The organism is Haladaptatus sp. AB618 (assembly GCF_024136965.1).
Lineage (GTDB): Archaea > Halobacteriota > Halobacteria > Halobacteriales > Haladaptataceae > Haladaptatus.
The window spans coordinates 318,011-339,308 of the sequence record NZ_JAMYJX010000004.1; the positions used below are offsets into that span (position 1 = coordinate 318,011).

Here is a 21,298-nt window from a genome sequence, read left to right on the forward strand (position 1 = left end):
AGGATGACAGGCTCAGATAGACGTACCTTTATCAAGGCGAGCGGTACCGCTGGCGTCGCAGGGTTGACGAGCGTCGCAGGATGTCTCGGAGATCTAGGCAGTTCGGGTGGCGATTCGAACAAGTTCACCATCGCGACGACACTTCCGAAGACCGGCGCGTTCTCCGCCATCTGGAAGGATCTTCACCGTGGATACGAGTTGGGTATCGAGCGAATCAACGACAACGGTGGCCTCCACGGGAAGAACGTGGAGATGATCGTCAAAGACGACGAGAGCGACCCACAGATGGTGCGCGAGAAGCTCAAGCAGATCATCAGCAACAACGACGTGGACATGATCTGGGGAAGCTTTGCGGGCGTTCTCGTGACGGCAACGGCCGCCGTCGCCGAGCAGGAGGAGATTCCGATGCTCGCGGTGGCGTTTTCCGACGACAAACTCCACGAGGAACAGAACTACCAGTGGACGAACGTTCCGTTCCCGAAGAGCAGCGACCACGTCAAGGGAACGAAATCCGTTCTCGAACTCGTTCCCGAGAAGAAACGACCAACCAAAGTCGGACTGTGGGTTCCGAACACCGATTGGAGCATCGAGATGGCCGATATGTGGGACGAAACGCTCACGAAGGCGGGCTTCAAGACGGTACTTCGCAAGAAACACCAACTCCACGCCAGCGACTTCAGCACCCTCATCTCCCAATCGAAACAGGCGGGCGTTGAAATCCTCCTCGGAACACCTGCGCCGGACGGCGGCATCACGGCGATGAAGCAGATCAACCAGTCGTCGTTCAGCCCGAAGTTCGTCCAGCTCACCCGGGCAGCGGACACCGCAGGCTGGTGGAACGCGCTCGGAGAGGCAGGACGGAACGTCGTCATGGCTCCCGGGTGGGTTCCCGGCCTCACGGGGAACGGCAACGAGAAGATGGAGAACGACTACTACGACAAGTACGACGCGAAAAAGAGTAACCTCCCACCCGTCATGACCGGTGCGTGTTACAACCTGACGCAAGTCGCCGAGCAGGCGCTCGGCGCCGCCAACAGCACGAAGAAATCGGCCGTCCGGGATGCACTTCGAAACACCTCGTACAAGACCGTCTGCGGCGAGTTCAGCTTCGATGACGTCGGCCGTCCGAAAGGATGGACCAGTGCGATGGGACAGTGGATCGACGGCGACCAGCACCTGGTCTCTCCAAAAACGGACGGCAAAGCGTTCCGAAAACTCAACTACCCGCTCGGACATTAACGACGACCGTCATTCGGTTCGGTGACGGGCAGGCGAGCAGTGGCTACTAGCAGTTCACCACCCATTCTCTTCGACTTCACCGACCGTTGCTCTTCAGCAGTTCACAACTCGTTACTGTTGGCAGTTCACCGACCGTGGCCATCGGGAAAATCACTCTCGTAGTCGTATCCCGTCGATTTCGATTCTCCCGGGAGACGACAGTATCGAGCGAGAGCGGGAGCGATATCGTGCGAAAATACGTGATTCCGTTTGATTCCGTTGGAAAATAAAAAACGTCCAGCTGTGATTATCCGCGGTTAGAACGGGTATTCACGCGGTTCGTGTTGGAGCGATATCCACTTCGTTTCGGTCACCTCATCGAGGAAGTCGTCGGTGTTGTAACCGCCGACGCCCGACGCACCGGTCCCGCCGAAGGGGACGTGGGCCTCGTCGTTGATCGGTTGGTCGTTGACGTGTACCATTCCCGTTTCGAGCCGCCGCGCGATTCGGCTGCCGGTTCCCACGTCGCCAGCGTGGACGGATCCTGACAGCCCGTATTCGGTGGCGTTGGCGAGTTCGACCGCTTCGTCCACGTCGGCGAACGGAATGACCGGTGCGATCGGGCCGAAGTGCTCGTTACACGCGGTGGGCATGTCGTTCGTCACGCCGGAGAGAACCGTCGGTTCGACGACGAGCGACTCCTCGACATCGTCGAGTGCGACCGTTCCACCGCCGGTCTCGACGGTCGCCCCCGCTTCGACGGTTCGCTCGACGTACTCCAGCATCTCGTCGCGCTGTGATTCGTCGATGATGGGGCCGATGACCGTGTCGGGGTCGTGCGCGCTTCCCACGGGCAGTGCTTCGACGCGCTCGGTCAGTTTCTCCACGTACTCGTCGTACACGTCCTCGTGGACGAGGTGGCGGTTGATGGAGATACACACCTGTCCCTGGTGCGTGAACGAGCCGAATACGGCGGCGTCGATAGCGGCGTCGAGGTCCGCCTCGGCAGTGACGATGTGAGCGTTGTTGCCGCCGAGTTCCAACGCCATCTCCGCCAGGTTCTCCCCGGCGGCTGCGGCGACGCGACGACCGACGGCCGTCGAACCGGTGAACGACACCACGTCGCTGGCATCGTGGCTCGCGACGGCGTCCCCGATTTCCGACCCTCGGCCGGTGACGACGTTGAGGACGCCTGGCGGGAACCCGGCGTCTTCGAACAAGCGAGCGAACAGGAGTCCGCCGACGACGGGCGTGTTCGTCGCCGGTTTCAGCACGACGGTGTTACCGGCGGCGACCGCGGGGACGACCGCGCGAGCCGAAAGGTTCAGCGGATAGTTCCACGGCGAGATGACCGTCACGACGCCGCACGGTTTCCGTACGAGGAGGTTTTCCTTACCGGGGATGTTCGACGTGGCGTGATCGCCTTTCATTCGACGTGGCAGCGTCTGCGCCTCGGCGATCTGATCAACGGTGAGGTGAACAGAGGTTTGGCCCATACCTCGAGTCCCACCACCCTCCGTAGCGAGCAGTTCGACTATCGCTTGGCTGTGGTCCTCAAGCGTCCGAAGGAGGTTCCGAACCAACTCTTCGCGCCGCGCTGGCGAGGTGTCCCTCCATTCGTCCTGCGCTTCGACGGCCGCATCGTACGCCGCATTCACGTCGTCGTCCGTCCCCCGAGGGACGGTCGTGACCTTCTCCCTCGTCGATGGGTCTTCCACGGGAATCGTTTCGCCGCCAGCGCTCTCCCGCCACTCTCCGCCGATGTACAACCTGTCCCAGTCAGAGTCGATACTGTACCGTGACTGGCTTGCTTGTGCCATGTAATAGCATGGAACGATCGGAACATGAAGGTTTGGAAAACTGCCCGATTGTTTGAAGGAGATAGTACCACAGTTCGCTGTCGGACCGCTTTTCTTCGCCGTCGAGACGACCCGTACGGGTGACGATGAAAACGGGAATGACGATGAAAGTTAGTTCGCCCGGAACGGTTTTGATAGCTCGCCCGAAACTAGTCGAGAGCGGTGGCTTTATCCATTATCTCTAGTCTTCTTCTCCGGACAGACTCTATATCGCGGAATACAGTTTATTCATTGGCAACAGCCGCAGTTGTCCGATTTCACTCGACGGAACCGTATCAGTCGTCCCGGTAGCGACCCGATTTCCATCTCCGTGCCGAAAATCTAGATCGGAAAATAGCAACCCGGTCCGTACCTCGGACAACCGGGCGTGTTTCCGCGGTACGGAAAGTCAGTAGCTCGACGGTGCCAAGGCGTCGATGGTCCGTTCGACCATTCCTTCGTCGGCGTTGCTCGGAATCGTCACTATCGGTCGCGTGATGCAGTCGATTTCGCTGACCGCTCGGAACTGCTCTCGGGCCCGTTCCGGTGTTCCCGCGACGCCGAGCGCCTCGACCATTTCGTCGGTGACGTTCGCGGCGGCGGCCTCGCGATCACCGTTCCGCCACGCCTCGGCGACCGCCGTGGCGTCCGTCGGGAACCGCTGGGCGACCGCCTGCTCGTAGCCGCGACCGTTGCCGACGTAGTAGGCGACGTGACCCCGGATGGCATCCTTGGCCGCCGCAACGTCGTCACTGACGGCGGCGGGTACGTACGGTGCAACGTCGATGGAATCGTCACGACCGGCCGCCTCGGCTTGGTCGGCGATGTACGCGAACGCCTCATCGAGGTCCGGAAATGGGATGTTGTGCGGAATCCAGCCGTCACAGAGCCGTGCGACGACCCGACGGTTCGCCCGTCCGAGCGCGGCGTGATAGATTGGTACGTCGGCGTCCAGTGACGGGAAATCCCGAACGGTGAAGATTTCCCCGTCGTATTCGACACGACCGTCCTCGCCGAGGAATTTCGAAGTCAATTCGATGGTTTCGTGCGCCCGTCGAACAGGATTGGGATCATCCCATTTCATCCCGTGAAGGTCCTCGATGGCTTTTTTGGTCGACGTCCCGACGCCGAGTCGAAATCGACCGTCAGAGACTTCGTCGAGCGTCGCCGCGGTCATCGCCAGTACGGCGGGCGTCCGCGAGAAGACGTTGACGATCGCCGTTCCAAGCTCGACGGTGTCGGTGTGGGCTGCGATGTCGGTGAGTTGGACGACCGAACTCGTTCCCCAGAGTTCGCCGAGCCAGAGGCCGTCGTAGCCGAGCGACTCGGCACGGACGCTAATCTCGGTATGATCGAGGGTGGTCACCTGGGGCAACAGTAGATCGGTTGGCATGGTCTATCGCACGCCGTGGCGTATGAAAAATCGGTAGGGTAGACTCGACCAAATCAGTCAGGCCCCACCCCTCAAACCGAGTGAATGGCAGACAACGGGGGGACACCGGACACCGAGTGAATTCGGAAATACACGAACGAATGGGAAGAACGAGCACCCCCACCCCTCAAACCGAGTGAAATGGTTCGAAGAGGTACCCCCCTCGAATGGCGTCAGACGTTTGGCTGACAAGCGGCGGACACCCCTCGAACCGAGTGAAAGACGACGGTAAACGGTATGGAGACAACGTGAAAGCGGAAGGTGAGAACGGTTCTCTAGCGGCGTCTTTCCCGCTCCTCTCTCGCGTATATTATATATTTTACTATATAGGTAAACAACACAACTAGGTTACTTCCTAAACAACTAGAAGAAGTGTTCTAGGAACAATTTACAAAGAGACGATGCTACCACCGCTCGCCTTTTATATACTCCTCCCCGTGCAACCGTCATTCCCCTTCACCCCTCCGAACCCCATTTCACTCGGTATGGGGGGTGGGGGGCTATACGATTACAATCCCTGAAAACACGTTCTCGTTCCGGACAAACGAGGATTTCACACAATTCACTCGGTCTGAGGTCGGTAGTTTTATCTTTATGCCACTCGGTCACATAACGTAATGACCGACGCGGAGAAGGACGAGGACTTGGACGGCGAATCGGACTCTCCCGACGCCGATAGGGAGGGTGACCTACGGGATTTCGGCGGCGAATCGGCGTCATCAAAGCGGTACGACCACGGTAACGACGACAGTCACGGCGAGGACGACTACGGGTTCGACAATAACAACGCTCACGACGCTCATGACGAGAGCGCCGAAAACGACGAAAACGACGCTCATGACGGAAACGACGACGATAACGGACTCGACGATTCCAGAAGTCCCAGTACCACCAACGAAGACGATTTCGGTGACCCCTTCGCTGTCGGTGATATCTTCGCGCGCGAGGAGTTATTACGAGTCGGCTACGTTCCGGACCGGGACCGAATCATCGGGCGTGACGACGAGATTCGAGCGGTCGGGAAAGCACTCGGCCCCGCCGTCCGTGGCGGACCTCCACGGAATCTGTTGTTGTACGGAAAAACTGGAACCGGGAAGTCGCTCGTCTCGAAACACATGGCTCGCGAGGCTCGGGACAGGGCACACCGCAACGACGTCAATCTCATCTATCAGTACATAGATTGCTCGAACGACGATACGGAAACCCGTGCCGCACGAGAACTTGCACTCGGGGTCCGTGATACGCTCGCGCCCGACTTCGATATCCCTCGCAAAGGAATCGGCGCCGCCGAGTACTTCCGCCACCTGTGGGATATGCTCGACGAACACGAGGTTCGCTCGCTCATCGTCATCCTCGACGAGGTGGACAAACTCGGTGGCGACGACGACATCCTCATGACGCTCTCTCGAGCGGAAGAGACGGGGAAGACGAACTCCTACGTCGGTATCATCGCCATCAGCAACAAGATTCAGTACCGTGAGACCATCGGCGAACGCGTCGATTCGTCGCTGCAGGACCGCGAGTTCGTCTTTCATCCGTACGATGCGAACCAACTCCGCCACATCCTCGAAAATCGCCGCGACGCGTTCTACGAAGACGTGCTGTCCGAGGACGTGATCCCGAAGGTTGCCGCCCTCGCTGCGCGGGAACACGGCGACGCTCGGAAAGCGATCGACATCCTCCGCTATGCTGGCGCGATCGCCGAGGAGTCGGGCACGTCGGAAGTGCTGGGCGAGCATATCGACAGCGCGATGGAGCGCGCCGAGGCGGACCGGTTCGCCGAACTGGTGTCCGGAAGCACCCCGCACGTGAAACACATCCTCGTCGCGCTCGCATCGCTGACGATGAACCGCGAGGAAGAGGAGTTCGCCAAACAGGACATCTACTCCGCGTACAAGACCGTCTGTAAGAACGAGGGCTCCGCCCCGATCTCGTGGGATCGGGTCTCCAGACTGCTGAAAGAGCAATCGTTCCTCGGCATCACGGAAAGCCGTCACACCGGCGGCGGCTACGAAAAAGGGAGCTATCGGGTGCACTCGCTAAACCGCGACCCCGCGATCGTGCTGAAGGCGCTGAACTCCGGCACGGACCCGATATAAAGCGTCGGATGCGTAGCCCGTGCGACCGACGTACGAACGTTTCCGCCCGCGAGGACGGGGAACGAGAGACCGGATTTTTCAGCCGTGACTTCCTACGGGAGTCGTATGCACTTCGATCAGCGAACCCAAGACGCCCTCCGCGAAACCGGTGGACTATCGACTTCCGAAATCGCGGCCGTCGCCGACACCATCGTCGAGACGACTCGAGAGGACGCCGACCGTCTGGAAGCGTTCTTCGACGGCGTCGATACGATTTACTCCGACATGGAGCAGGCACACTCGGCCAGCGAATTTCCGGAGCACGAGATACGATATCTGGACCTCTACACGCACGCCGACGCGATTCGTGGGTACCTCCGATTCGACACGTGGGGGGTTCCCGTCGAAGGCGGTCGAATCCTCGCCGAAACCTGCGTCGAACTGACGCTCGGAAAGCCGACGAACGCGCGGGTTCGGTTCGCGCTTGACCCCGACGACCTTTGAAATTCGACGCCACAACCCTTCAACATACACAATAGGTAGAATAGGTGTGATTTGTAAAATGGGTGCCTCTCCTACAATAGGCACAATTTTAACAAGAGGTGCAATAGGTGACTATCTGAAATAGCTCTGATCTGCATCCGCCCAAAAACGGGCCGAAGACGGGATTGGCTACGTGTTTTTCACGGTGCTCCGGCGAGGACGAACTTGGACTCGGTGTCGCCGTTGTGTATCTGGCGGGTCGCTTCCGGTGGTACCCGTAGCGCGTCGCCGCTTTCCATCGTCACGTCCTCGCCATCGATGGTCACGGTCGCTTCCCCGTCCAGTAGGAGGTACACTTCCTCGTGCTCGCGGTCGACGTGAGCGTGCTCCTTTCCGGTCCATCCCGGCTCGCATTCGAGGACCGTCATGCCGAACTGCTCGCACCCGAGCGGGTCCCGGAGGAAGTGCATTCCGTCGCCCACCGATTCCACGTCTCGATAGTTGACTTTCGTGTGTGCCATCCCAAACCACTACTCCCTCCTCCAGCAAAGTTCTCCCGCCCGACGAAGAGCTACCAATCGATGACGAGCCGTGATCAGTACTGTAGCCACTGGATGCGGTTGAAGTGGTAAGGAAAGCGGGGTGCCCTCACAATCGGCACGGGTGCAATGCCGGTGATGGCGCCGGACAGGCGGTTCGTGCCGGGTTTGTGAGAGCGTATCTTTACCAAGGACCGGAACGGTAAAACGCGTTCCGGAAGCTAAAAATCTCATTGTAGTAACCCGCACCCGCGTCTACTTTCGACCAATTCAGCGTCCTCCGTTCGGCGATTAGTACGTGGTGATGTGTGGTAATGGGGCCGAATCAGAGGTCGTACAACCGTTCCGCGTTCCCCCGCAGAATGTTCCGAGCGACCGTCGCGGCGTACGCTTCGTTCACGAACCCGTCGGCGACCAGGCTTTCGAGAACCGTCGCGAGCGCATCCCGCGTTCGTCGTTCGGCGAGGACGTATCGTTCGGGGACCGAGCAGGCGTCGCTACCGTACAGCACCTTCGTCATCGGTACCAGTTCGAACGCCGACTCGATGACCTGCTCACAGCCGTGCTGCACGAACGGGATGGCGAGCGAGAGGTCGAGATAAACGTTGTCGAACGTCGATGCGACGTATCCGGATTTGCGGACGTAGGGGTAGCCCGCGTGCAGAAGGACGACCTTCGCCGACGGATGCTGGGCGATAAAATCGGAGAGGAGCGTCGGATCGACCCGTCGCGGATGCGCATCCGAATCGCCGAATCCGGTGTGGAACTGTATCGGAACCGCTCGTTCCGCCGCCAGCGTACTCGCCCGATGGACGAAATAGTCGAGCACCGTCGGATCCGAAATCCGTCCCGACCAGCCGTCTCTGACGCTTGAAAACGCCGTCCTGGCTTCGCTACGATTCGGATTCCCGACCGCCAAGCCGCTTCGGTACGCGACGATGGTCTTCAATCCGACGTAATCGTCGGCGAGCGCGTCGTCTATCGCGTCCTCGAACGCCCGCTCGACGCCCGCGAACGAGTCGTGTCGATCCAGTAGCTCCTCCAATACGGGTTCGATTCGCAGGAGCGGGTGGACCGTCGCGGTCGTGTACGCGCGAAAGTCGTCCGGCGACGTGTCGGGAAACCCGTCATCTACGAGGATTTTCTCGGTGTTCGTTCCGTCGATGAGGTCGCGGCTGTACGATTCGAGGTCGACGGCGGCACGTCGGGAGAGCAGTTCGTCTTCGGTCTCACCCTCGAACCGTTCATCCAAAAGGTCGAGAGCGGCCCGATAGTTGAGCGTCTGTCGGGCGTGTCTCGGCGAGAGGTCGCCCTCGGTGAAGTACCCCGCGAACGATTCCCGAACCGTCTCCGCGGACAGCGGTTCGACGGGGTGGGCGTGGTTGTCGACGAGCGCGATGCCCTCGATTTGCTCCCGGAGGTCCATGGGAACTCATCCACGCCGCGATACAAGGTCGTTGCCTCCGGAAACGCCACCGTCGTTGACGGCATCGGTAAACGCCACCGTCGCTGACGGCATCGGTGCTTCCACGCTCGACCGACTGCCCTCACGACTGGTAGAAACCATGACGTGTGTTGCCGTGGTAGAGTGTATGGATCATGCCCACCGAATCGGAGGTCATCGACATCTGTGCGGGTGATGACGTGGAACTCGTCCGACTGCTTTGGGTCGACAACGCGGGCGTCGAACGGGGCCGGGTCGTCAACGCGGCGAACGTCGAGGACGTTTTCGCCTCCGGCGCGAACATCGCGCAGGCCCAACAGGCGTTCACCGACCTCGATTACCCCACCGAGGATGCGCCGTTGGGGCGCGTCGGGGAGGTCAGACTCGTCCCGGACCCCGACACCTTTCGAACTCTCCCGTACGCCGAACGCGCCGCGGCGATGATGTGCGACATCCATCGACTCGACCGGACGCCGTGGGAGATCGATCCCCGATCACGGCTTCGCGGCTTTCTCGACGAATTCGAATATCGGTCGCGCGCCGCGTTCGAACCCGAGTGGTATCTCGTCCGGGAAACGGCGGCGGGAATCGAACCGTTCGACCGAAGCGGCTGTTACACGGCGGACGGGATTCAGAGCGCCCACGACGTCGTCCTCGAAATCGTCGATGATCTCGCGGCCCAGGGGATCGAGATGGCGACGTACTACCCCGAGTACAGCCCCGGTCAGCAGGAGATCGCTATCGAACCCGGCGACGGCCTCACTCCGGCGGACGACCACGCGTTCTACAAACAGACGGTGAAAGCGGTGGCGGAAAACCACGATACCAGAGCCACGTTCTCCCCGAAACCGTTTCCCGACCACGCGGGTAGCGGGTGCCATCTCCACCTCTCCCTCTGGAACGGGGAGGAGAACGCGTTTCACGACCCGGACGACGAGTCGCCGTACGGGATTTCGGAGACGTGTAAGCGGTTCGTCGGTGGCGTGCTCGCCCACGCGAGGGCGCTCGTCGCGCTGACGGCACCCTCGGTCGTCTCGTACAAGCGACTTCAACCGGGCTCGTGGGCGTCGGCGTACACAGCGTGGGGGCTCGACAATCGGGAGGCGATGGTGCGTATTCCATCCGCACAGTGGGAGAACGCCGCGGCGACCACTCGTCTGGAACTGAAAGCCGCCGACAACACCGCGAACCCGTATCTCTCGCTCCTCGGCGTCCTGGCCGCGGGGCGGGACGGCATCGAGCGCGACCTCGACCCGGGAGAACCGCTCGACGTCGATCCGGGGAGCCTCTCCGAATCGGAGCGGGAACGTCGTGGTATCGAACGGCTCCCGCAGTCGCTCGGCGAGGCTATCGACGAACTCGAAGCCGACGCGGTTCTTTCGGACGCGATGGGCGACGACCTCCATCGGACGTACGTCGCGGTGAAGCGCGCGACGTGGACCGATGCGGCGACCGCAGTCACCGATTGGGACGTGGACACCTACACGCGGCTCTACTGAACGTCAATCCCTATCGTTTCCCGCCAGGAACGACCGGCCTCACGCGACCAGTTCGTCGATGATGGCGTTCGCGCTCGCGAGATTGGTCGCGAGGGGAACGTCGTGAACGTCGCACACTCGCAGGAGCGCGTTGATGTCCGGCTCGTGCGGCTGTGCGGTCAGCGGATCTCGGAGGAATATCACGGCGTGACAGTTTCCGGCGGCGACCGCGGCCCCGATCATCATGTCCCCGCCGAGCGGACCGGACTCCTTCGGTTCGACGACGAGGTCGGTTTCCTCGTTGATTCGCTGGCCGGTCGTCCCGGTCGAGATGCAGTCGGCGGTCGAAAGCTGGTCGATGTTCCGCCGGACGAACTCCACCATCTCCGGTTTCTTCTCGTCGTGTGCGATGAGCGCAATCTGCATGTGAGCCGGTACAACCGGGAACATCTTCAAGCTACGTCGTCACCCGACCGGAAAGCGACGACGAAAACGAACGCGTCGCCGAGACGTGTCTCCGTCGTGTCTACAAAGCTTATATTCTCTCAATACAATATTTATTGTATGGCTGGACGATTTCGACGCGGACTTTCCATCGTTGACGACAGTGTCGACGTCTTCCGGGACAATCCCTCCCTCGCGATCCTTCCGCTCCTGAGCCTTCTTTCGGTCGGGAGCGCGTTCGCCGCCGTGGCCGGGGTGTTGCTCTACTACGGCATCCTCGGCGACGTGCTCGGAAGCGACTTCCTTCAGTACGTGGCCGTGTTCGTCGGGTTGGCCGTTTCGTCAAGCGTCGGCGTGTTCTTCAACGCCGCCGTCGTCCACTGTGCGGCGAAATACTTCGACGGCGAGGAAACGTCCGCCCGAGAAGGGCTCGCCGCCGCGTGGCGAGTTCGATGGCGGATCGCCCTGTGGTCGGTGGCCGCGGCGACGCTCGGGACCGTGCTGTACATCATCGACGACAAGCTCGGTCCCCTCGGGAGCCTCGCACGATTGATCTTCGACCTCGCGTGGTCGTTACTGACGTTCTTCGTCGTCCCCGTTATCGTGCTCGAAGATACGGACGCCCTTCGTCCGATGTTACGCCAAAGCGGGGCCGCGTTCCGCGACACGTGGGGCGAGAGCGTCAGCGCGTCGCTGGGCGTTTCGCTCGTGTTCCTTCCGGTCGCACTGGTCGGACTCGTCTGTCTCGGCTGGGCGTATTTCGTCGCCGCCGGACTCCTGGCGTACGCCCTCGGAACCGTCGGCTTCGTGTTGCTCGTCGCTTCGATGGTCGTCTCACAGGTCGTCGGCATGATCGCACGAACCGCACTCTATCGGTACGCCACGACCGGGGAACAGGTCGGGCCGTTCACGGGTCGAAAACCGGACAGCGTCTTCCCCTCGAAGTAACCACCCGACTCCCATCGACATCGCTCATACGACGAGGAGTGGCTGACTGCGAGAGAAACCGGTCGATACGGTTCGCTGTTTGTCGATGAGGCAGTTAGTCGTCGATACGCGCTTCCGTTCCCGCGAGGTCCTCGATGACCTGCATCACGCCGGAGTTGTCGTCACGGCCGCGTCCCGTGGTCTCCATCGATTTATACAGTTCGTGTGCGACCGACGTCTGTGGGAGCGGGACGCCGAACTCCTCACCGGCGTCGGTTGCGATTCGGAGGTCCTTGTACTGATACGAGGCGAAAAAGCCGGGATCGAAGTTGCCCTCGATCATTTGCGATGCGCGGTTGTCAAGCGTCCAACACCCCGCGGCACCGCCGCTGATCGCGTCGATCACGGCTTCGAGGTCCGCACCCGCTTTTTCCGCGAAGACGAGGGCTTCGCTGACGCCGACCATCTGTGCCGAGACGACGATCTGATTGCACGCCTTCGTCGTCTGGCCCGCGCCGTTCGGCCCGCAGTGGGTAACCGTCTCGCCCATGACCTCGAAGAGATCCATCTGCTCGTCGAACACCGCCTCGTCACCGCCCGCCATGATGGAGAGCGTTCCCTCGATCGCGCCGACTTCGCCGCCGCTGATCGGCGCGTCGAGCATGCTCGCGCCCTTCTCGGCGATGTCTGCGGCGAGTTCTTCGGTCGTCGTCGGCGAAATCGTGGACATGTCGATAACCGTCATGCCCTCGCTCACTCCCGCGAGGATACCGTCGTCGCTCCGGACGATTTTCTCGACGACCGCCGAATCCGGCAGACACGTGATGACGACGTCGACCCGTTCCGCGACATCGCGCGGGGAATCGCCCGCCGAACCGCCGTACTCGACGAGTTCGTCAACCGGTTCCTGTGAGCGATTGTACCCGACGACGTCGTATCCCTCGTCGATGAGGTTCTTCGCCATTGGTTTGCCCATGATTCCGAGTCCGATGAAGCCGATAGTCTTCCCTGTCATCGTTTGTTGGTTTGTGTGCGACAGCAAAATTATGGGGGTAACGGCGAATCGGATGGTTTCGGGTTTCGACCCCGTGGTGATTTCCGGTACCGACGTTCGGTCGTCGGGCGGTCAGTCGTCGCTGGTAACGGACCGATTCGGCGACTGGCTCGATGCCGGTTTCGGGGAGATGTCCTTGCGCCAAGCGTCCAAACCGGAGAACGCGTACACCAGTGCGATCAGCGTCACGAGGCCGATGGGGAGCAGTACGAGCGGGCCGACGCTCGTAAGTCCGTACAGCAGGTAAAGGAACGCCGTCGCCGTGAGGACGGTGAACGCGTAGTACATCTGCGTGCGAACGTGATCGATGTGATCCGATCCGGCGAACGTCGATGCGAGGACGGTCGTGTCCGAGATGGGCGAGCAGTTGTCCCCGAAGATGGCACCGCTGAACATCGCGCCGACCGAGACGGCGATGAATCCGGGGGAATGGCCACCGATTTTCCACGCCAGCGGAATCACGATGGGAGTCATGATGGACATCGTTCCCCACGACGTGCCGATGGCGAGGGAGATGACGGCGGAGATGAGGAAGATGACGACGGGGAGCACCGTCGACGAGACCGTTCCCGATGCGTACTGCGTGACGTACTGGCCGGTCCCGAGCGCCGACGCCACCGACCCGATGGACCACGCCAACACGAGGATGCTGACCGCCGGAAGCATCGTGCCGAACCCGTCGAGGATGGTGTCCATCGTCTGGTCGAGCGTCATGATTCCCTCCCCGAGCGCCAACGCGATGGCCGTGGCGACCATGGCGAACGACCCCCAGACGAGTGCGGTGGCGATGTTCGTGTTGTTGACCATCTCTATCGTCGACCGACCGGGACTGTACCCCATTATCACCGCGCCACCGACGACGACGGCGACGAGCGCGAAGACGGGAAGGATGAACGTCCGAAGGGGAGCATCGTCGTCCAGCGGTTTGCCCAGATCATCCTTGATGTTCTGAAGCGGGTTCGCGTCGTCGCGGATGACGTTGCCGGTCCGCTGTGCGCGGTTTTCGGCGTCCAGCATCTCGCCGAAATCCCGGCCGCTGATGACGATGATGCCGACCATCGCCAGCGCCAGTATGGAGTACATGTTGTACGGAACGCTGTGAAGGAACGTCGCGGTCGCGGTGGGGGTCTGTTCGGCGATTCCGAGCTTTTTGTACTGGTCCGCTATCAATCCTATTTCGAACGCGACCCAACTGGAGATGCCGATGGTCGCCATCGGCGCGGCCGTCGAATCGAGGATGTAGGCTAGCTTCTCGCGCGACATCCGCTTCTCGTCGGCGATGCTCTTTAGCGAACTGCCGACGATGGCGTTGTTGGCGTAGTCGTCGAAGTTCCAGATGAGGCCGAGCAACCACCCCACGACCCCGACTTTTCGATGGGAGTCGATCCGTCTCGTGGCGAACCGCGTTATCGCCATCGCGCCGCCCAACCGCCAGATGAGCGCGATTCCGGCCCCCAAGAGCATCGTAAAGACGAGGATCTTCGCGTTGAACGTGCTGTTCCCGATGGAGTTGATTATCCAATCGAACGTTTTCGCGATGCCGACGTTTCCGCTGTAGATGATGCCGCCCGTCCAGACGCCGATGAAGAGCGACAGCATCGCCCGGCGCGTGATGACGGCGAGCACGATGGCCAAGACGGGTGGTACCAGTGATAGCGCTCCGAAATCCGATGGCATGCTATGCTCATTCACATCACGGGTTAATAGTGGTTTTTGCCGATGTTGATAAACCGGCCGGTTCTCTGAATTTTATGCTGAGCGGGAACTCGCGGTGGTGACGACGGGATATCTCCTATCATCCATCATCCATCAACCAACCACCAACCACAACCACCAACCACCAACCACCAACCACCAACTATCCACCGACCACCCGGTTATATCGTCCGGAAATACGAACGTCGAGGCATGACCGTCACGGCCATGCTGGTTGTCGCACCGCTCGACGATTCGAACGCCGATTTCGACGCGGAAATCGCGAACGCGATAGACGCACTGGAGGAGTTCGACGTTCAGTACGAGACACATCCGATGGAGACGACGATTCAAGCCGACGAACTCTCGGAGGTGTTCGCCGCCGCACAGGCGGCCACGGAAGCGGTCGATGCGTCACGGACGCTGACGACGCTCAAAATCGACCACTTCCGCGAGGAGACGCTCGACGTGAGCGAGAAAGTCGAGCGCGTCGAACGTCATCTCGGGCGCTCGGCTCGAAATTCGGATGACGATGCGGAATAGGTACCGCAGATAAAACGTGAACGATCGGTGGAATCGGTACACTGTGTTCGAGGCAGTGTGCCGTGTTCCCTGCCGGTAGCCTCCCTGCGACTATTTCTCGCAGCAGCACGGGAGCGATTCGAGACCGTACAGGCCGCTCAGCGGTTGCAGCTCCGTCAAATCGGCTTCGACCGTTTCGAATCGGTCGAGAAGCGCTTCGAGCGCGATGTCCGCCTCCAGTCGAGCGAGCGGCGCGCCCAGACAGTAGTGAACCCCTTTTCCGAACGCGATGTGCCGATTCGGCCGTCGCTCCGGGCGGAACTCCTCGGGGTCGTCGAACAGTTCCGGGTCACGGTTGGCGGCACCTAACCATCCCGTGACGACGTCCCCGGCCTGGATCTGCTGTCCGTTCAGTTCCACGTCCTTCAGGGCGATTCGGTCCAGCGATTGGATCGGCGACCGATAGCGGAGTACCTCCTCTATCACCTTCTTGCGGTCTATTTCTCCCGTTCGGACCGCATCCATCATCCCTTTCTCTTCCAAACACCAGATGGCGTTCGTGAGGAGGTTCGTCGTCGTGATGTTACCCGCGAGAAGCAACAGCATGCAGAACCCGACCCGTTCTTTCTGGGTCAGTTCCTCTGTCGTCGCTGCGAGGGTGATGAGGTCGTCACCGTCGCCCCCTCGGCGCTCCTCCAGCAACTCCGCGAAATACCGACCCATCTCTTCCTGTGCCTGCCGATGCTCCCGTCTGATTCGGTCGATGTCGGTGCCGTCCGTGGAACGTGCGACGAGTGCATCCGACCACTCCTTGAACTGGTCGCGTCGGTCGGACGGGATGCCGAGCAGTTCGGCGATGACGATGACGGGCAGGGGGACGGCGAAGCTATCGACGAAATCGATTCGGTCGTCACCCTCGATGTCGTCCAGCAACTCCTCGGTCAGTTCCTCTATTCGGGGGCGATACTCCCGCAACGTTCCCGGCTGGAATCGTTCGTTGACGAACCCTCGCAGTCGCTCGTGTTCGGGCGGGTCCACGCTGATCATCGTCTGTAGTATCGATCCACCCTCGTCCGATGCGCGCGCGGAGTCGTCCGCGAGTACACTTCGATCCGAGGTAAACGCCTCGTGGTCGCCGAGTATGCGGTCTATCTCTTCATATCGGAAGAGGTCCCACCGCTGTCGCTCTTCGTTGAAATGAACGGGGGAGTCGCGCCGCATTTCGGCGTACCATTCGAACGGTTCCAGTTGTCCCTCTCGGCTGCGAATCGCTTTCGGAAGCGTTCCCTTTCCTACGGGTGAATCTGATGACGACACAAATTTACTGAACGTTCGGTAAATTATAGACCTTTTGGTGACTCCCCCACCGAGGGCTTCGGTTTTCACCCCCGTATCAGTTCGTTGTTGATGTACGACAACAACGAGACGCGAACCGCCGCGACCGCGGCGCTCCGGTCGGTCGTCGCCCGGTTGTACGTCGCTCCGCTCGTCGTGGCGAAGATATGCTCCGCAACGCGCCTGGAATCGACGTTTCGAAACACGCCTTCGTCGATTCCCCTATCGATTATCCGCTCGACCCGTTTCACGATCAGGCCGTCTATCTCCGTGAACTGCTCGCGGAACTTGTCGTTCATAACCGCCTGTGAGCGAAGTTCCACCATCACGGCCCGGTGCTGGCTCTCTTCGTCACTCAGTTGGAGGGGGAGAAGCGCTTCTACGAGCTGTTCGAGCTCCCGATTGGGGGCTTCGTCATCGGTATCGATATTGGCTTCGAGTCGATCGATCGTGAATTCGAGAAAGGACTGCAACAGGTCCTCCTTGGAATCGTAGTGGTAGTACAACGAGGCCTTCGATTGGTTCAGTTCGTCGGCGATCCGGGAAATCGAGAGCTGTGCATACCCGTGCTGGAGTAACGCCCTCCGTGTCGCCTCCATGATCTGTTCTTCGGACTCGCTCCATCTGTTTCCGATCGTATCTTCGGACATTGTCGTGTTCACGTTGCTGTCGGTGCGGGGTGATTCGGAACCGGAATTTTCACGCGGAAAGCGACGGTTGGCCACCGGGAGGGTCTCGTACGGACGTCCCCGCACCGTCTCCCCCGTATGGACGCATATCGATGTCGTCGTCGGATAAACTGCCACGATACACTCCGAGCAGCCCACATGTCGCGGAACGGTGGACTTCCGGAGATCACTGTTTCCCTATCCGCCGAATGGGTAGTTGGTGGCAAAAACGTTTCGTTGAACTGATACTGGCACGAGGGTCTTCTGATTTCGAGACTGCTAGAAGGACTATCGGCCACCAAAAGGACTTTTACTGAACGGTCGTTAAGCAAGTTATGGCGAATCAGAACCCCGAACTCGACAGGCGACTTCCGAAAGGACTCGAACCGTCCGAGCGACGGATGGACCCGTTCCCGTGGTACGAGACGATGCGTCGCACCGAACCCGTTCGGTACGACGAAGAGCGCGAGCGGTGGGACGTATTCGGCTACGACGACGTCAAACGCGTGCTCTCGGACTACGAAACCTTCTCCTCCGCGGAACTGTCGGATTTCGACCCGTTCGGCTCCCTCGGTACGGTTCTGGTGGACGAGAATCCACCCGAACACAGCCGCATCCGTGGCATCGTCGACGAGTACTTTCGTCCGGGGAACCTCGAATCCCTCCGCCCGTCGATTCGAGCCATCGCCGACGACCAACTCGACGAGGCGCTCGCCAGCGGTCCCGACATCGACGTAATCTCGGAACTCACCGCACCCGTCACGGCGCGTACCATCTCCCGTCTGCTCGGAATCCCGGCCGACCAGTGGGACATCATCAAACGATGGACCGGTGCGATGGAGGGGGCGAAGGGGGACCCACAAAAGCTGTTCGCGGAAGTGCGCGAGTACTTCGGGGAACTCATCGAGGAGCGTCGAGTGACGGGCGGAGACGACCTCATCTCGGTTATCACGGATACCGACTCGCACGACGTACCCCTTTCCAAGGAGGAACAGGTCTCGTTCTGCATCTTCCTCTTCCTGGCCGGTCACTCGACGACGACACACGCCGTCGGCAACGCGCTGTGGACGCTCGACGAGGAAGGGTACTACGCGGACCTGCGTGACGGGGCGATCGATCCGAAGATGACGTTCGAGGAGGTCCTCCGGTATCGCGGCCCCGTGCAATCGCTCTCCGGGCGGGTGACGACGGAGGAGGTGGAGTTGAGCGGGACGGTCATTCCCGCAGGAGAGCAGATAACCTCGTGGATCGGATCCGCGAACCGCGATTCGGCGGTGTTCGACGACCCCGAGGAGTTCCGCCCGGAGCGGCGAGCGAATCGGCACATCGCGTTCGGGTTCGGACCGCACCACTGTCTGGGTGCCCCGCTCGCGAAATTGGAGGGGAACATCATTCTCGATGCCGTCACCGACCACGTCGAGGATATCGAAGTCCTCTCGGAGTCGGTCGACCCGGTGACCTCACCGGTCAGTTACGGATTCGACCGCCTCCCGATGAAGTTCTATACTTGAACCACACTTGCGCCATCGGTTCGTTCCGTCGAAACGGTCGATAACCACCAACCGAGCGGACGAAACCGGCTATGCGGTTCGAACGGCGTTACCCCGTTGGTCATAGCCCGTTCGTCATTCGGTTGTCTCGGGCGTCGTGCGCGTGTACCACCACGCCCAGAGGACGAGAACGCCCTGAAGCGGGAGGCGGACCCACACCCCGATCCGAGCGATGTCCTCGGCCCAGTCCGGAACCGCATCGGGGAGTTCGCCGCTCATCGCCATGTGAACGTTCGCCGGGAACACGGCGACCAGCAGTGCGATGATTCCCCACGCGGAGAGGCGACGCGTTCGTCGAATCATCACGCCGATTCCGAGGACGATTTCCGCGATTCCGGAGAGATACACCAGCGCGACAGGGTTCGGGAACTGTGGCGGCACGATTCGAGCGTACGCCTTCGGGACGACGAAATGCATCACCCCCGCGATGGTGTAGAACAGCCCCATCACGTAGAGCAGCGGTCGTTCGAGTCGAGACGGGTCGCCATCGCCATCGTCGTTCATACCGGGGGTACGGACCGACGGACAAAAATAGTGTTCCGTCTTCGACCCACGACGAGTTTCGTCGCGGTTCCCGACCGTCCCACGTCGATCAGTCTCCCAAGGTGAACGACCGATTCGGAGCGCTCAATACGGACAGTCCGCTACGGGAAACCAGTGGTTCAGGACATCCTCGGAACGCTGTTCGGCGGCCCGTTTGCGGTGATGAATACCATCGGACTCGTCGCCTTCGCACTGGTCGGCGCGACCAAGGCGATACGCGAGGAGTTCGACCTGTTCGGCATCACCGTCGTCGGCCTCGCCACCGCGTTTGCAGGCGGGATGACACGCGACGTGCTCGTGAATCGGGTGCCGCTTGCGCTCACGTCCCCGATAGAGATCGGTTTGGGTGTGTTCGGCGTCTGTCTGGCGGTCGGGCTGACCCTCGTGCTCGATTCCCCCGACGATCATCCCGTGACGCTCCTCTCCGACGCCGTCGGCCTCGCCGCGTTCGCCACGACCGGGGCCATCGTGGCGACCGACACCGGCGTTTCGGGCTTCGGTGTCGTTGCCATCGCGACCATCAACGCGGTCGGTGGCGGCGCGCTCGCGGACGTGCTATTGAATCGGTCACCGTTCATCCTGCTCGAAGATTTCTACGCGAGTTGCGCGGTGTTGGGCGGCGGCACGTATTGGCTCGTCACCGCCCTCGGCGGTGTCGGCGTCGGAAATACCGCCGCCGCGATGTGCGCCGCGGTGACCGTCGGAACGCGGGTGGCGGCGGTCACGTACGGGTGGTCGCTTCCGACGGTGCAGATACTTGGCGTGGAGAGGAAGGAAGGCCAGTAATTACGATCGCTATCCTCAGCTGATACGGTACCGTTCGATCTTGTCGTAATCGATTTCGATCCCGAGACCCGAACCCCGTGGCACGTCGAGCGTGCCACCGGTACAGTCGAACGGGTCCTCGATAACGTCGTCCTCCCAACCGTAGTAGACCGAATCGGGCGGGAGCGAAAAGCCCGGTATTCCGTAGACCGCGTGCAGAATCGCCGCCGTTCTGATCCCGAGGTCGAACGCGCAGTGGTGTGCCATCGGAAATCCGGCGTCCTCGGCGATGGACGCCTGCTGCCGCAATCCCGCTATGCCACCAGCGGGCGTCAAATCCAACACGGCGACGTCGATTGCCCCTGCGTCGATGAGTCGCCGCAGGTTGTGGGGAATGTAGGTGTCCTCGTTCGGCCCGATCGGTTGTCCGGTGCGCTTCAGTCCGGCCAAGGACTCGTGTGCATCGACTCGAATCGGTTGTTCCATGTACTGGAGATAGATCCCGGCGTCGGCGAGCATCGAACCGACGCGGATCGCTTGGTCGGTGGTCCACCCCTGATTGGGGTCGAGACGGAACTCCAGTTCGCCATCGACCGCATCGTGCATCGCCTCGATACGGGCGACGTCCTCCTTCCAGTCCCGCCCGGCTTTCGTCTTCAGCACGGAGTATCCCTCGTCGTGCACGGCGGCGGCGCGTTCACGGGACTGCTCGGGCGACAGGATTCCGAGACAGTACGCGATTTCAACCTCGTGATCCTCCCCGTACTCCCCCTGATGTTCCCGGTGTCTCGTCTCCGTCTGGTTCGGTGCCGTCCACCCGCCGAGCAGTTCGTAAATCGGTTTTTCGAGCGACTTGCCGACGATGTCCCAACAGGCGACTTCGACTGGTGCGAAAAACGGGTCGGCGTTGGCGTACTCGATGAACACCTGTCGCCGGAGTTTTTCCAGTTCGAACGGGGACTGGCCGACGACGAGCGGGCGAATTCCCTCCTCGATTATGGCGACGGTCGCTTCCGGCGTGAGGAACACGCGAACCTCTCCCCATCCGGAAATTCCCTCGTCGGTGTCCACCCGAACGAGGACGCGGTCCATGTCCGTCAGCGAGTTGTGATTCGTGACGTAGGGTCCGATGCCACCGTCTTCGAACGGGACGAGCGGGACGTTGACGGCGACCGCTTCGATATCCGTGATCTTCATGGAGAGGAAATCATCACCGCGTGAGTCTGTGAAAATTCGCTTCTAGATGCATCATTACCGTGCCCCGCTTTCGAGGACGTGACGGTCC

At 60.9% G+C, this 21,298-nt stretch carries 20 protein-coding genes; 8 read left to right on the top strand and 12 right to left on the bottom strand.

Annotated elements, in window-relative coordinates:
• Positions 1 to 3: 3 nt before the first annotated feature.
• A complete protein-coding gene (locus NKF26_RS14780) occupies positions 4 to 1,239 on the top strand; it encodes an amino acid ABC transporter substrate-binding protein (RefSeq protein WP_253225849.1) in 1,236 nt (411 codons plus the stop codon).
• A gap of 296 nt (positions 1,240 to 1,535) precedes the next feature.
• On the opposite strand, the gene NKF26_RS14785 is transcribed toward NKF26_RS14780, so the two are convergent.
• Both NKF26_RS14785 and NKF26_RS14790 read right to left on the bottom strand, forming a co-directional pair.
• Positions 1,536 to 3,038, bottom strand: a complete 1,503-nt coding sequence (locus NKF26_RS14785; protein ID WP_253225850.1) for an aldehyde dehydrogenase family protein — start codon at positions 3,036 to 3,038, stop codon at positions 1,536 to 1,538.
• A gap of 427 nt (positions 3,039 to 3,465) precedes the next feature.
• Complete coding sequence (locus NKF26_RS14790; protein ID WP_253225851.1) at positions 3,466 to 4,449, bottom strand: LLM class flavin-dependent oxidoreductase; 984 nt, start codon at positions 4,447 to 4,449, stop codon at positions 3,466 to 3,468.
• Positions 4,450 to 5,105: 656 nt separating this feature from the next.
• On the opposite strand from NKF26_RS14790, the gene NKF26_RS14795 reads away from it, so the two are divergent.
• Together NKF26_RS14795 and NKF26_RS14800 are read left to right on the top strand one after the other, a co-directional pair.
• Complete coding sequence (locus NKF26_RS14795; RefSeq protein ID WP_253225852.1) at positions 5,106 to 6,587, top strand: Cdc6/Cdc18 family protein; 1,482 nt, start codon at positions 5,106 to 5,108, stop codon at positions 6,585 to 6,587.
• Positions 6,588 to 6,692: 105 nt separating this feature from the next.
• Positions 6,693 to 7,070 carry a hypothetical protein gene (locus NKF26_RS14800; protein ID WP_253225853.1) on the top strand — a complete coding sequence of 126 codons (378 nt, stop codon included), beginning with the start codon at positions 6,693 to 6,695 and terminating at the stop codon, positions 7,068 to 7,070.
• Positions 7,071 to 7,249: 179 nt separating this feature from the next.
• On the opposite strand, the gene NKF26_RS14805 is transcribed toward NKF26_RS14800, so the two are convergent.
• From NKF26_RS14805 to NKF26_RS24150, 3 genes are all read right to left on the bottom strand, one after another.
• Positions 7,250 to 7,570 carry a cupin domain-containing protein gene (locus NKF26_RS14805; RefSeq protein ID WP_253225854.1) on the bottom strand — a complete coding sequence of 107 codons (321 nt, stop codon included), beginning with the start codon at positions 7,568 to 7,570 and terminating at the stop codon, positions 7,250 to 7,252.
• A 343-nt stretch (positions 7,571 to 7,913) separates the two neighbouring features.
• Positions 7,914 to 9,014 (bottom strand): amidohydrolase family protein, encoded by a 1,101-nt coding sequence (locus tag NKF26_RS14810; RefSeq protein ID WP_253234519.1) that lies wholly within the window; start codon positions 9,012 to 9,014, stop codon positions 7,914 to 7,916.
• 6 nt (positions 9,015 to 9,020) lie between these two features.
• Positions 9,021 to 9,155: a hypothetical protein gene (locus NKF26_RS24150; RefSeq protein WP_256487252.1), complete on the bottom strand. Its 135-nt coding sequence runs from the start codon at positions 9,153 to 9,155 to the stop codon at positions 9,021 to 9,023.
• Positions 9,156 to 9,187: 32 nt separating this feature from the next.
• Between NKF26_RS24150 and NKF26_RS14815 the strand changes: the two genes are divergently transcribed.
• A complete protein-coding gene (locus NKF26_RS14815) occupies positions 9,188 to 10,531 on the top strand; it encodes a glutamine synthetase family protein (RefSeq protein WP_253234520.1) in 1,344 nt (447 codons plus the stop codon).
• Positions 10,532 to 10,570: 39 nt separating this feature from the next.
• Here the strand turns inward: NKF26_RS14815 and NKF26_RS14820 are convergent, their stop codons facing one another.
• On the bottom strand, positions 10,571 to 10,936 hold the full coding sequence (locus NKF26_RS14820; RefSeq protein ID WP_066147181.1) for a methylglyoxal synthase: 366 nt from the start codon (positions 10,934 to 10,936) through the stop codon (positions 10,571 to 10,573).
• A gap of 138 nt (positions 10,937 to 11,074) precedes the next feature.
• Here NKF26_RS14820 and NKF26_RS14825 point away from each other — a divergent pair, with 138 nt between their 5' ends.
• Positions 11,075 to 11,902 carry a DUF6159 family protein gene (locus tag NKF26_RS14825; protein ID WP_253225857.1) on the top strand — a complete coding sequence of 276 codons (828 nt, stop codon included), beginning with the start codon at positions 11,075 to 11,077 and terminating at the stop codon, positions 11,900 to 11,902.
• A 94-nt stretch (positions 11,903 to 11,996) separates the two neighbouring features.
• Here the strand turns inward: NKF26_RS14825 and NKF26_RS14830 are convergent, their stop codons facing one another.
• Positions 11,997 to 12,920: an NAD(P)-dependent oxidoreductase gene (locus tag NKF26_RS14830; RefSeq protein ID WP_256487370.1), complete on the bottom strand. Its 924-nt coding sequence runs from the start codon at positions 12,918 to 12,920 to the stop codon at positions 11,997 to 11,999.
• Positions 12,921 to 13,007: 87 nt separating this feature from the next.
• Complete coding sequence (locus NKF26_RS14835; RefSeq protein ID WP_253225859.1) at positions 13,008 to 14,612, bottom strand: Na+/H+ antiporter NhaC family protein; 1,605 nt, start codon at positions 14,610 to 14,612, stop codon at positions 13,008 to 13,010.
• Positions 14,613 to 14,843: 231 nt separating this feature from the next.
• On the opposite strand from NKF26_RS14835, the gene NKF26_RS14840 reads away from it, so the two are divergent.
• Complete coding sequence (locus tag NKF26_RS14840; protein ID WP_253225860.1) at positions 14,844 to 15,173, top strand: thiamine-binding protein; 330 nt, start codon at positions 14,844 to 14,846, stop codon at positions 15,171 to 15,173.
• 90 nt (positions 15,174 to 15,263) lie between these two features.
• Here the strand turns inward: NKF26_RS14840 and NKF26_RS14845 are convergent, their stop codons facing one another.
• Positions 15,264 to 16,373, bottom strand: coding sequence for a cytochrome P450 (locus NKF26_RS14845; protein ID WP_256487371.1), 1,110 nt, complete (start codon positions 16,371 to 16,373; stop codon positions 15,264 to 15,266).
• 161 nt (positions 16,374 to 16,534) lie between these two features.
• Positions 16,535 to 17,137 carry a TetR/AcrR family transcriptional regulator gene (locus tag NKF26_RS14850; RefSeq protein ID WP_253234522.1) on the bottom strand — a complete coding sequence of 201 codons (603 nt, stop codon included), beginning with the start codon at positions 17,135 to 17,137 and terminating at the stop codon, positions 16,535 to 16,537.
• Between the two features lie 353 nt (positions 17,138 to 17,490).
• Here NKF26_RS14850 and NKF26_RS14855 point away from each other — a divergent pair, with 353 nt between their 5' ends.
• Entirely contained in the window at positions 17,491 to 18,666 is a 1,176-nt protein-coding gene (locus tag NKF26_RS14855) for a cytochrome P450 (RefSeq protein ID WP_253234523.1), read from the top strand.
• Between the two features lie 114 nt (positions 18,667 to 18,780).
• On the opposite strand, the gene NKF26_RS14860 is transcribed toward NKF26_RS14855, so the two are convergent.
• Positions 18,781 to 19,209, bottom strand: coding sequence for a DoxX family membrane protein (locus NKF26_RS14860; RefSeq protein WP_253225864.1), 429 nt, complete (start codon positions 19,207 to 19,209; stop codon positions 18,781 to 18,783).
• Between the two features lie 153 nt (positions 19,210 to 19,362).
• Between NKF26_RS14860 and NKF26_RS14865 the strand changes: the two genes are divergently transcribed.
• Entirely contained in the window at positions 19,363 to 20,034 is a 672-nt protein-coding gene (locus NKF26_RS14865) for a trimeric intracellular cation channel family protein (protein ID WP_369682152.1), read from the top strand.
• A gap of 15 nt (positions 20,035 to 20,049) precedes the next feature.
• Here the strand turns inward: NKF26_RS14865 and NKF26_RS14870 are convergent, their stop codons facing one another.
• Entirely contained in the window at positions 20,050 to 21,210 is a 1,161-nt protein-coding gene (locus NKF26_RS14870; RefSeq protein WP_253225865.1) for a mandelate racemase/muconate lactonizing enzyme family protein, read from the bottom strand.
• Positions 21,211 to 21,298 lie beyond the last annotated feature (88 nt).

Excerpts from the sequence above, each read along its gene's own strand:
- NKF26_RS14780 (WP_253225849.1), top strand. The coding sequence starts at position 4 with ATGACAGGCTCAGATAGACGTACCTTTATCAAGGCGAGCGGTACCGCT.
- NKF26_RS14785 (WP_253225850.1), bottom strand. The coding sequence starts at position 3,038 with ATGGCACAAGCAAGCCAGTCACGGTACAGTATCGACTCTGACTGGGAC.
- NKF26_RS14790 (WP_253225851.1), bottom strand. The coding sequence starts at position 4,449 with ATGCCAACCGATCTACTGTTGCCCCAGGTGACCACCCTCGATCATACC.
- NKF26_RS14795 (WP_253225852.1), top strand. The coding sequence starts at position 5,106 with ATGACCGACGCGGAGAAGGACGAGGACTTGGACGGCGAATCGGACTCT.
- NKF26_RS14800 (WP_253225853.1), top strand. The coding sequence starts at position 6,693 with ATGCACTTCGATCAGCGAACCCAAGACGCCCTCCGCGAAACCGGTGGA.
- NKF26_RS14805 (WP_253225854.1), bottom strand. The coding sequence starts at position 7,570 with ATGGCACACACGAAAGTCAACTATCGAGACGTGGAATCGGTGGGCGAC.
- NKF26_RS14810 (WP_253234519.1), bottom strand. The coding sequence starts at position 9,014 with ATGGACCTCCGGGAGCAAATCGAGGGCATCGCGCTCGTCGACAACCAC.
- NKF26_RS24150 (WP_256487252.1), bottom strand. The coding sequence starts at position 9,155 with ATGGTTTCTACCAGTCGTGAGGGCAGTCGGTCGAGCGTGGAAGCACCG.
- NKF26_RS14815 (WP_253234520.1), top strand. The coding sequence starts at position 9,188 with ATGCCCACCGAATCGGAGGTCATCGACATCTGTGCGGGTGATGACGTG.
- NKF26_RS14820 (WP_066147181.1), bottom strand. The coding sequence starts at position 10,936 with ATGCAGATTGCGCTCATCGCACACGACGAGAAGAAACCGGAGATGGTG.
- NKF26_RS14825 (WP_253225857.1), top strand. The coding sequence starts at position 11,075 with ATGGCTGGACGATTTCGACGCGGACTTTCCATCGTTGACGACAGTGTC.
- NKF26_RS14835 (WP_253225859.1), bottom strand. The coding sequence starts at position 14,612 with ATGCCATCGGATTTCGGAGCGCTATCACTGGTACCACCCGTCTTGGCC.
- NKF26_RS14840 (WP_253225860.1), top strand. The coding sequence starts at position 14,844 with ATGACCGTCACGGCCATGCTGGTTGTCGCACCGCTCGACGATTCGAAC.
- NKF26_RS14845 (WP_256487371.1), bottom strand. The coding sequence starts at position 16,373 with ATGCGGCGCGACTCCCCCGTTCATTTCAACGAAGAGCGACAGCGGTGG.
- NKF26_RS14850 (WP_253234522.1), bottom strand. The coding sequence starts at position 17,137 with ATGTCCGAAGATACGATCGGAAACAGATGGAGCGAGTCCGAAGAACAG.
- NKF26_RS14855 (WP_253234523.1), top strand. The coding sequence starts at position 17,491 with ATGGCGAATCAGAACCCCGAACTCGACAGGCGACTTCCGAAAGGACTC.
- NKF26_RS14860 (WP_253225864.1), bottom strand. The coding sequence starts at position 19,209 with ATGAACGACGATGGCGATGGCGACCCGTCTCGACTCGAACGACCGCTG.
- NKF26_RS14870 (WP_253225865.1), bottom strand. The coding sequence starts at position 21,210 with ATGAAGATCACGGATATCGAAGCGGTCGCCGTCAACGTCCCGCTCGTC.